The following is an 8,587-nucleotide window of genomic DNA, read 5'->3' as shown; positions in this document are numbered from 1 at the left end:
CGAAACCAATCAACAGGTTTCGGATTTTTACACATCAGGAGGATCGGTCAATGGATCCTTAACTGATCGGCATTAGACCATGAGGTCGGTTTTTTTAATTTGGCGGTGAGGGAGGGATTCGAACCCTCATTCTCACATGTTGCAGCACAAATATAACCTTCAATTTCAATAACTTACGCAATTATCGGCAGCTATAAAAGCTATGTAATTGTCTCAGGTAATTGCTATGAGACTTATTGTGCTTTTATATAGAAAATTAATTAAATGTCAACCACATAGGTTGTGGCAATTCACTGCGTTGTTGATCACGGACAATTAAGTTGGAAACCGACAATTGAGTTGGAAACTCAACGGCCCTGCAACAGCAGGGCCTTTTTATTTTTTGCGGTGATTAACTGTAATTAAATTACAAAATGATCTCGGTTGGATCTTTCAGGCAGGTCAGGGTCTGCCTCTTGTCAATGGCACACATAAAAGCATCATTCCTATTGATGCAAAAATAATGGGCGTTGATATTGACTCAATAGCGTCAGATGCGACACACTGTAACTGCATCATTAACGATGAAGAGATTTTTTGTGAAGCTGAACCATATTGCCACCATCAGTGCTGGGCACCCCTATCGCGGCAAGATCCCGGAGATCGATTCCGGCAGCATGGCCGTGGTGCAGATGAGAGATGCCTCGCCAGAAGGGGGGGTTGACTGGTCTGCCTGCCTTCGTTCTGAGCCTACCAGCAAGAAGGAGCCTGACTGGCTGCAAACCGGCGATATCTTGGTGGCGGCCCGTGGCAGCACTAACTATGCCGTGCTGGTTGATACCGGGCTTGCACCATTGCCCGCCGTAGCCGCCCCTCACTTCTATGTGGTGCGGTTGCATAGCGAGGCGCTCAGTCCCGAATTTCTGGCCTGGCAGCTCAATCAGTCCCCTTGCCAGCGCTACTTCGAGCTTCACGCCGAAGGCAGCGCTGCCAAAAGTATTCGTCGTCAGGTGTTGGCGGAGACCCCCATCGGCATCCCATCTCTTGCGAGACAAGTAGCCATCATGAAGATGGTCAACATCCTGCGTGAAGAGCGACGTCTGACGCAACAACTGCAACGCAACGGCGAGCAGATGATGCAGGCCATCGCTGCCAGCCTGCTCGAACAATCCGATCAGCAACCGAAATAGTTTTGCTGAGCAGCCCATTTTTCCAAGAAATACCCAAGGAATTGTGACTTATGACTACCTCGATAAACCAGGACGATATCAACAAGGCCCTCTGGTCTGCCTGTGATACCTTTCGCGGCACTGTCAGCCCTGATACCTATAAAGACTTCGTGCTCACCATGCTGTTCCTGAAATACATCTCCGATGTCTGGCAGGATCACTACGATGGCTACAAGGCCGAATATGGCGATGAGCCGGAGCTCATTGAAGAGATGCTCAAAAACGAGCGTTTCGTGCTGCCCAAACAGGCCAGCTTCTACAGCCTGTTCGAGCGTCGTCACGAGCCGGGCAACGGCGAGCGGATCGATCAGGCGCTGCACGCCATCGAAGAGGCCAATGGCACCAAGCTCAAAGACGCGGGCAAGAGCGTGTTTCAGGACATCAGCTTCAATACCGACCGCCTCGGCGAAGAGAAACAGAAGAACACCATACTGCGCCATCTGATGGAAGACTTTGCCAAGGATGAGCTCAACCTCAAACCGAGTCGGGTCGGCACCCTGGATGTGATCGGCAACGCCTATGAGTACCTTATCAAAAACTTCGCCGCCAGCGGCGGCCAGAAGGCGGGTGAGTTCTATACCCCGCCCGAAGTCTCCGATCTCATTGCCGAGCTGCTGGAGCCGATGCCGGGCGACACCATTTGCGATCCGGCCTGTGGCTCGGGGTCACTGTTGATGAAGTGCGGCCGCAAGGTGGTGGCAAACCATGGCGAGAAGCACTACGCCCTCTATGGGCAGGAGGCCATCGGCTCTACCTGGTCGTTGGCCAAGATGAACATGTTCCTGCACGGGGAAGACAACCACAAGATTGAGTGGGGCGACACCATCCGCAACCCCAAGTTGCTGGATAAAAACGGTGATCTGATGCGCTTTGATATCGTGACCGCCAACCCACCCTTTTCGCTGGATAAATGGGGTTATGAGGAAGCGGGGAACGATAAGTTCGGTCGCTTCAAGCGCGGGCTGCCGCCCAAAACCAAGGGGGATTTCGCCTTTATCCTCCATATGATTGAGACCCTCAAACCCAAGAGTGGTCGCATGGGGGTCGTGGTGCCCCACGGCGTGCTGTTCCGGGGGTCGAGCGAGGGCAAGATCCGTCAGCAGCTGATCGACGAGAACCTGCTCGATGCGGTGATCGGCCTGCCAGAGAAGCTCTTTTATGGCACCGGTATCCCCGCCGCCATTCTGATCTTTAAAAAGCAGAAGGTGGACGACAATGTGCTGTTTATCGACGCCAGCCGTGAGTTCAAGGCGGGTAAAAACCAGAACCTGCTGAGCGCGGACAATATCGCCAAGATTGTCGCTACCTATCGCAACGGCGGCAATGTCGATAAATACGCCTACCTTGCCTCGCTCAAAGAGATCAAGGAGAACGACTACAACCTCAATATCCCCCGCTATGTGGATACCTTCGAGGAGGAAGCCGAGATCGATCTGCTGGCGGTGCGAGCCGAGCGCGAACAACTGAAAACCCAACTAGCCGAGCTGGAAACCGAGATGGCCAAGTATCTGGAGGAGCTCGGTTATGGTGCCTAAAGGATGGCTTTCTACGACTATTGATGATGCAAAGATAAAGGTTATTGATGGAGACAGGGGTAAAGAATACCCAAAATCCACTGACTTTTTGGAAGCTGGATATTGTTTGTTTTTGAGTGCTAAAAACGTTACTAAATCAGGCTTTCTGTTCGATGAATTGCAGTTCATCAATAAGGATAAAGACCAAAAACTTAGGAAAGGTCGGGTTGAACGAGGCAATATCGTACTTACCACCAGAGGTAGTGTTGGTCAATTTGCGTATTTTGATGACTCGGTTCCATATGATGTGATGCGCATTAACTCAGGCATGGTAGTGATTGACTCCTCCCAATCGGAACTTTCAGCAAGATTTCTTTATGCTCTATGTCGATCGTCCATTGTTGCAAAGCAGATCGATGCTGCATCCTTTGGATCTGCGCAGCCTCAATTGACTGTTGGCATCATAAAAGGAATTAAGTTACCTGTTCCACCACTCCCAGAACAAAAGAAAATCGCCAAAATTCTCTCCACTTGGGATAAGGCGATCAGCACCACCGAGCAACTGCTGGCCAATAGCCAGCAGCAGAAAAAGGCGCTGATGCAGCAACTGCTCACCGGCAAAAAACGCCTGCTGGATAACAATGGGATAAAGCCTCGAGTATCAAAAACTCCATATGCGACCCTTCCATGTGATTGGGGGGAGATCGCCATGGAAGAGGTTTCCTCATTCATCACCAAAGGGGCAACCCCTACTACCTACGGTTTTGATTGGCAAGATACAGGCATACCTTTTCTTCGTAGTGAATGTGTTGGAGAAGATGGTTTTAAAGAGTCAGGCCTCGCTTTTATCTGTGATGAGGCTCATGAAGCTATGAAACGCTCAAAAGTATTTACTGGCGATCTCTTAATCACAATTACGGGAAATGTAGGCCGGGTTTGTAAGCTGCCAGACCATATTTGTGAGGCCAATATTAACCAACACATAGCAAAAATCACGTTGAATGCTCAACAGGTAAATACTGATTTTATTTACCACTGTTTGCGAGATATCAAGTATAGAAACTACTTTGAACGTATTACAACAGGACAAGCATATCCACAAATCAGTTTGGTACAGGTTCGAGATATTGTGATACCGCTGCCTTCTCGTGAAGAACAGCAGAAAATTGCCAACGTTCTCTCCATAGCCGATAAAGAAATTACCGCCCTGCAACAGAAACTCGATGCCCTAAAGCAGGAGAAAAAAGCCTTGATGCAGCAACTGCTAACCGGCAAGCGCCGGGTCAAGGTGGAAGTGGCCGCATGAAAAAAGTGACCCTTCACCCCATGACCGAGGCCGACGTTGAGTGGCTGGAGCAGCGGTTGATGGAGTATGGCAATGACGACTCGATGCTGAGTCTGTCGGCCCTCGACGGCTTTCTGACCGCCGTGCTCTCCGGCCCCGAGCTGGTATCACCCAGCCAGTGGTGGCCGGTGCTCTGGGGCGGCATGCCCCCCGAGTGGTCATCCGAGCGGGAGATGAAACGGGCGCTGGACCTTATCATGGGCCATATGAATATTCTGGCCCATACCCTCTGTTATCAGCCCGAGCACTTTATCCCTGTGTTGATGGTCAATCTTTTCGAAGAACAAGAGATCTGCAACGCCGAGGAGTGGTGCTTTGGCTATCTGCGTGGCATGGCGCTGGGGAACTGGCCAGCCTTGCCAGAGGAGCTGGATACCTGGCTTGAGGTGATCCGCCTGCATGGCAGCGATGACCAATTGCCACTGCTTGCCAGCCTGTCGCTACCGGAACATCAACAGAGCGTGGCCGAAGTGGGCCCTGCCGCGTTGAAATTGCACGCCTATTTTCTCGCACAACGGGGGCCAAACAGGGGGCCAAACAGCGGGCCTGTCGCGGTGCCATCGGTGAAACCGGCCAAGGCCCCTGCCAAGGTCGGGCGCAATGACCCCTGCCCCTGTGGCAGCGGCAAGAAGTTCAAGCAGTGCTGTTTGCACTGATCATGCGCTCGGCCCATGCTCGTCCCCTCAGTGAGGGTGACGGCCAGGCGAATGGCGAGCCTTGGTTGCATCGCATCACCATAAAAATTAAATAAGATAAACAGTCAGTTAGGGATAAACATGAAATTACAACAACGGATGGAACGGCTGGTCAACGCGGTATGTGAAGGGATGTTTGAGCGGGAGGAGGTGATCTCGGTGGCACTGCTGGGTGCCTTGTGTGGTCAGAATACCTTTCTTTACGGCCCACCCGGCACGGCCAAAAGCCTGATCTCCCGTCGCATCGCCTGTGCCTTTGCCAATCCGGCCTACTTCGAGTATCTGATGAACCGGTTCAGTACCCCCGAGGAGGTCTTTGGCCCCATCTCGATCAAGGCACTCAAAGAAGATCGGTATGTTCGTAAAACCGAGCATTATCTGCCCCAGGCCGATTTCGCATTTCTGGACGAGATATGGAAATCGAGCCCGGCGATCCTCAATACCCTGCTGACACTTATCAATGAGCACACCTTTCGCAATGGCGAACAGATCGAGCAGGCCCCACTGAAAGCCTTGGTGGCTGCGTCGAATGAAACACCCGATGCCAATCAGGGGCTGGATGCGCTGTATGATCGCTTTATCATCCGCCTGATGGTCGGGCCCATTGAGCAGTCTGATAATTTTGAACGATTGCTGGCGTGTAAACCGACCGAGGCGGCTATCAGGATTGATGACTCGCTTGTTGTGAAGGCCGATGAGTGGGCTAAATGGCGAGAGCAACTGCATGAGGTGAGTTTGTCACCGGAAACCCTGACCATTATTCGCCTGATCCGCACTGAACTCGCCACCAAATATGACAAACTGAAGGTCTATGTTTCCGACCGCCGCTGGCAGCGGGCGACCCAACTGCTCAAGGCCGCAGCCCTCTTTAATGGCCGCAGCGAAACCAATCACAGTGATGCCTTGCTATTGCGGCACTGCTTGTGGACCCATGAAGATAATCGTGTTGCCGTTAACGATATCGTTGAGCAAGCCGTCAAGGATAGCGGTTTTGACAGTGGTATTAATCTGGCAGAGATCGATCTCAAAAAAACGTTGCTGGATAAAGAGATTCACATTGAGCTTTTTTGTACGGAAGATATTTACAAGGTTGAATCACTTAGTCGTTTCATTAAAGAGAAAACTTTTTTTAAAGTTAGCAATAAATTTAATGGTCATGGCAGCAGTCAAGAGCATATATATATTCCAACAGAGCGAATGAGCAAGGCAGGTAAATTTCATCCAGTGGACAAGTCTGGCAACGAAATTGATTACTTGGTTTTCGAGTTTGATAAGCAGGGAACATGTAAAATATCAAATCCAAGAAGTTTTCACAGCAACTCTTCGTTTGATTTCAAACCAGAAATACTTTTCCATAAAGGTGATAAAAAAACGGATATCAACCAACGTCTGATTGACTCACTCTCATCTTCAGTGACAGATGTCAGATCGCAGCTGAGTGCCATTTTGGACAAGGTGGAGACCTTGCAGCAGGGATATGAACAGCGTCTTGCATCCATATTTGTCCCGGTAGAAAAAGTAGCCATTGCGCTCGATGGGATTACGGAGCAGATAAGCCAGATCAAGCTGCGTATCAAGGATTGCGAACGGCTGGAAGCCTTATGCAAATAAGCCTGGTGGAGAGTGCATCGCTTCTCGCTCAAAGAGAATTCCGCGACAGCTATGGTGGATTGCTGGCTCACTCCAGCTCGCTGACCAGCCAGGTCACGCAGCACATCGAGGAGTGGAAGAGAGATACTGAGGCCGCGTTGACCAGCGAGTGTCCATTCGCCGAGCATGCCCACAAGCTGAACCATTGGCGAAGAGAGAGTGCGCTTGGCGATATATCCAAAGCCTCTTTTCAAGGGGCGGTGAAGGATTATCTCGCGCTCTGTAAAGCCAGCCAGCACCCGGTGGACCCGCCATTTTGGCAAAAGCAGGTTGCCGATAGTTTCGCTCAGGACGCGGAGCCGCCGAGTGCGGATAAGGTCGTCAGTTGCCAACTGCTGGCTACTGAATGGCAAAAGGTGCTGGATAAAGCCCGCAATGGATGGGAGCTGACCCGGATCGAGCAGCTGCGTCACCAGTTAATGGAACGATTGGAGAGCATGCTCAAGCTGTTGCAGCAGTTGCAACCTTTGCTTGAAGCGTTGGGGCTGGATCCGGGGCGGCTAGTTGATCTCTCCAGTGGCCAGCTCTCTGCCCAAGATCTGGCCCAGTTCCAGAAGTGGGCAAGCTATCTGGCAAACGACAAGGGGCTGCATGCGTTATGCGACTTGCTCGGCAAGATCCGGCAGCTTGAACTCTCCGAAAAGATTGAGCGGGTGAAGGTCAACCACGCTCTGGATCTCTGTCTGCCTGATATCAATTCTCGAGAGGAGATAGTGGGTATTCGGTTGGGGCGAGATCTGGAGCATGTATTACCCAGCGAGAAAGCCCTGTTGGCTGATGACGAGACCGCATTGCTGTTTGATTTGAAGTTCGTAGAGTCACGACTGATGAGCTTTGATATGGCAGGTATGCAGACTCAACATCTGCATGTTGAACGAGAAGAGGAGAGGCAGGTCAACGAAGAGCAGAAGCGCGGCCCCATGATCCTCTGCGTTGATACCAGTGGCTCAATGAGCGGTGCGCCCGAGACGATCGCCAAAGCGATGACGCTATTTCTGGCAACCAAAGCGAGAGAGGAGCAACGCCCCTGTTACCTGATTAACTTCTCTACGGGTATCAGGACCTTGGAGTTGAGTGGAAAATGGGGCCTTGCGTCGATAATCGACTTTCTGAAAATGTCGTTTCATGGTGGCACTGATGCGGCACCAGCCCTTGGCCATGCGTTGAAAACCATGGCCGCAGAGACCTACCAAAAGGCCGACCTGTTGATGATTTCTGACTTCATCATGGCGGATCTGCCACCGGAGACCCTGGCAAATATCGAGCAACAGCGTGGTAAGGGTAACCGCTTTTACTCTCTGGTGGTCGGCTCTGCCTATATGGTTCAGCGGCTAAAGAGTCTCTTTGATCATGAGTGGGTGTATAACCCGACGACGAGTACCATTCATGAGTTGATCGGCTTTCAGCAAAAAATTGACAACCAGTTTGAGGCATCCCCGTTATGAAGGCCTTGCCGAAATTTCAAGAAGAGTACAGCGCCAAGATCCCGGCCCTGACCCTGCTGACCCAGTTGGGCTGGACTTTCCTCTCCCCCGAACAGGCGCTGGCGGCACGGGATAACAAGGCCGATCAGGTGGTGCTGCGCCAACAACTGCGCAGCGTGCTGGCCGAGCGCACCTTTGTGTTTGCGGGCAAGACCTATCCACTGTCGGCCAAATCGGTGGACAATCTGGTGAGCGAACTGTGCAGCCCGGCCCTGAATGAAGGGTTGCAGGCGGCCAACGAGCGGCTCTATAACCACTTGCTCTATGGCATATCCGTCACCGAGTTTGTTGATGGCAAGAAGGTGAGCCCCACCATCCCCCTGATTGACTGGCACAACCCGCACAATAACCGCTTCACCTTCACCGAAGAGTTTCGGGTGATGCGTTCGGCAGGTATCGAGGCTCGCCGCCCGGATATCGTCTGCTTCGTCAATGGCTTGCCCCTGGTGGTGATCGAGGCCAAGCGCCCCGATGGCAATGCCAAGAAAGGGCCGACCATCAACGAGGGGATCTCCCAGAGCCTGCGCAACCAGCGCCCGGACGAGGTCCCGCTGCTGTTTGCCTACAGCCAGTTGTTGCTCTCCATCAATGGCATCGAGGGGCGATATGGCACCTGCGGTACGCCAGAGAAGTTCTGGGCCGCCTGGCGTGAGGAGGACATCGGTGATGGCGAGATGACGGCCATCAAGAA

7 protein-coding genes are annotated in these 8,587 nt (G+C 52.0%); all 7 read left to right on the top strand.

What is annotated here, in order from left to right; all coding sequences use genetic code 11:
- The first annotated feature begins 578 nt into the window (after nucleotides 1-578).
- Nucleotides 579-1,169: a restriction endonuclease subunit S gene (locus OKC27_RS21960; protein WP_232099076.1), complete on the top strand. Its 591-nt coding sequence runs from the start codon at nucleotides 579-581 to the stop codon at nucleotides 1,167-1,169.
- A gap of 50 nt (nucleotides 1,170-1,219) precedes the next feature.
- Nucleotides 1,220-2,743 carry a type I restriction-modification system subunit M gene (locus OKC27_RS21955; RefSeq protein ID WP_005344794.1) on the top strand — a complete coding sequence of 508 codons (1,524 nt, stop codon included), beginning with the start codon at nucleotides 1,220-1,222 and terminating at the stop codon, nucleotides 2,741-2,743.
- Nucleotides 2,733-4,028, top strand: a complete 1,296-nt coding sequence (locus OKC27_RS21950) for a restriction endonuclease subunit S (protein ID WP_005344795.1) — start codon at nucleotides 2,733-2,735, stop codon at nucleotides 4,026-4,028. Before OKC27_RS21955 ends, OKC27_RS21950 begins: the two co-directional genes overlap by 11 nt.
- Nucleotides 4,025-4,723 carry a UPF0149 family protein gene (locus tag OKC27_RS21945; RefSeq protein WP_111809645.1) on the top strand — a complete coding sequence of 233 codons (699 nt, stop codon included), beginning with the start codon at nucleotides 4,025-4,027 and terminating at the stop codon, nucleotides 4,721-4,723. The genes OKC27_RS21950 and OKC27_RS21945 overlap by 4 nt, the downstream gene beginning before the upstream one ends.
- A 120-nt stretch (nucleotides 4,724-4,843) precedes the next feature.
- Nucleotides 4,844-6,373 (top strand): AAA family ATPase, encoded by a 1,530-nt coding sequence (locus OKC27_RS21940; protein ID WP_005344797.1) that lies wholly within the window; start codon nucleotides 4,844-4,846, stop codon nucleotides 6,371-6,373.
- Nucleotides 6,364-7,857, top strand: a complete 1,494-nt coding sequence (locus tag OKC27_RS21935; protein WP_270806706.1) for a VWA domain-containing protein — start codon at nucleotides 6,364-6,366, stop codon at nucleotides 7,855-7,857. Before OKC27_RS21940 ends, OKC27_RS21935 begins: the two co-directional genes overlap by 10 nt.
- The coding region (locus OKC27_RS21930) for a type I restriction endonuclease (protein ID WP_270806705.1) at nucleotides 7,854-8,587 on the top strand (734 nt) is incomplete at its 3' end. The genes OKC27_RS21935 and OKC27_RS21930, both read left to right, overlap by 4 nt.

This window comes from Aeromonas sp. QDB62, assembly GCF_027705695.1.
GTDB classification, from domain to species: Bacteria; Pseudomonadota; Gammaproteobacteria; order Enterobacterales; family Aeromonadaceae; genus Aeromonas; species Aeromonas allosaccharophila.
This window is presented reverse-complemented; position numbering and strand designations above follow the sequence as displayed.